1 protein-coding gene and 1 pseudogene are annotated in these 1,683 nt (G+C 43.8%); both read left to right on the top strand.

The genetic code is table 11. The features are described from left to right. Nucleotides 1–375: 375 nt before the first annotated feature. Nucleotides 376–612 (top strand): hypothetical protein, encoded by a 237-nt coding sequence (locus tag FD27_RS07435; protein WP_191979140.1) that lies wholly within the window; start codon nucleotides 376–378, stop codon nucleotides 610–612. A gap of 109 nt (nucleotides 613–721) precedes the next feature. Next, a pseudogene (locus FD27_RS07430) lies at nucleotides 722–1,683 on the top strand (IS30 family transposase); the annotation flags it as partial.

Raw genomic sequence — 1,683 nt, 5'->3', positions numbered from 1 at the left:
CATGTTGAGAGTGTTACTGTCCTTGAACGCACAGAAAAATAGCCGACAAACCGCGTTATAATGGCATTTATAGATGATTGAAAGTGTACTTTTTCCCTTCTGAGCTATTGGAAAAAGTACACTTTTTCTATTTGAAGCTGGCGGGTCGAGTGTTCTATGTCCTATTTCGATAGTCGAGTAGGTGAATGTCCAGTTTGGCAGGTCGTGTCGATTAGGGTAGTGGAAGTAGAGGTGAGCCTTGATATGGTAGCGTTTGTGGTATGTACGAATCGGTCAGTTTGGTACTAAGGATTGAGTTAACAAAAATAATATTGAATTTATGCTAATTCGGTTAGAATATCGAAAATTCGCAGGAGAGTTGTATACTCGACGTATATGACAAAAATTATTCTTTTTAAATACTCAACATATAGAATAAACATGATGATTACGAATGAAGGTGCTTTCATGAAAAATAAAATAAGTGATAAGAATATGTTTCAGAATTTTGAGGTAAAGGCCTACTGGTTTCTTAATGACAATCAAAATTCCGGCTCTTACGGTTTTTTAAAATATAATGCTGGTCAGGATTCTGTATTCGAGATATCACCTGCTTTTTGTGCCCCGATTTAAAATTGAAGTGCAACACTTGATAACTAGGCCAATTAGACTAGCTTAAAAGGCCATGAAGGCCTATTCTTATTATTAACGACAAAATCAACAGATAAGGATAGGTGTCTTCATGACCCAAACTAAGAATATCATGCCTAAGCATTACTAACAACTCCAATCTTTTGAACGCGGTCAAATTGAGTCCCTGACTCGATTAGGATTTGGCGTTCGTCAGATCGCCAGCCGGCTTCACCGGAGTCCCAGCACCATTTCTCGCGAATTAAAACGCGGGTTAACCACCCAGATTGATTCCCAAAAACATCGGTCATATCAGGGCTACTTTGCCGAGCGCGGGGCGGCTTACTATCGAGAACAGCGGGCCAAGTGTCACCCCAAAGGTTTACTGCAGCCGGCTGCCGTGTTCTTCAAGTCCCTGCCGAAAGCTTTAAAAGCTAAGCCACGAGTTTTCAGTGTCGATACGTATGTCCACTATTTCAAAGCTCATTACCCGGGCTTTCCCTGCCCATCAACGGCTACGGTCTATCGGTATATCGAGGCTGGCAAGCACCCGGAGCTTCACAACTATGATTTACCCATGAAGCTACGTCGCCGCGTTAAACGCCCGAATCACCGACATGCCCGCCTGAATAAAAAACGGCTTGGACAGTCCATTGAAGACCGGCCCGCAGTGGTTCGGAAACGTCAGGAGTTGGGCCATTGGGAAGGCGACTTAGTGAAAGCCAAACGGGTTGAGTCCGAACCAGCTTTAATGACGTTAACCGAGCGAGTTAGCCGGATGGAAATTATCGTTAAATTGCCTGATTACCGGGCAGAGACTTGCCGGCAAGCCCTCCAAGATACGATTGATGATTACGGTGCAGAAAACTTTCGGACGATCACGTTTGACAACGGCTCGGAATTCGCTAGTTTAAATCAGGTTCAAGGAACGGAAATCTACTTTGCCCATCCATATTCTCCCTGGGAACGGGGCACTAATGAGAATGTGAATGGTCAATTAAGAGAGTTCTTCCCAAAAGGGCATTCCTTTAAAAACCTCTCATTAGTGGATCTGCAGTTGGTTCAAGACACGCT

Source organism: Limosilactobacillus frumenti DSM 13145 (assembly GCF_001436045.1).
GTDB classification, from domain to species: domain Bacteria; phylum Bacillota; class Bacilli; order Lactobacillales; family Lactobacillaceae; genus Limosilactobacillus; species Limosilactobacillus frumenti.
Note: the sequence above shows the minus strand (reverse complement) of the source record. Positions and strands in the feature narration are given on the sequence as shown.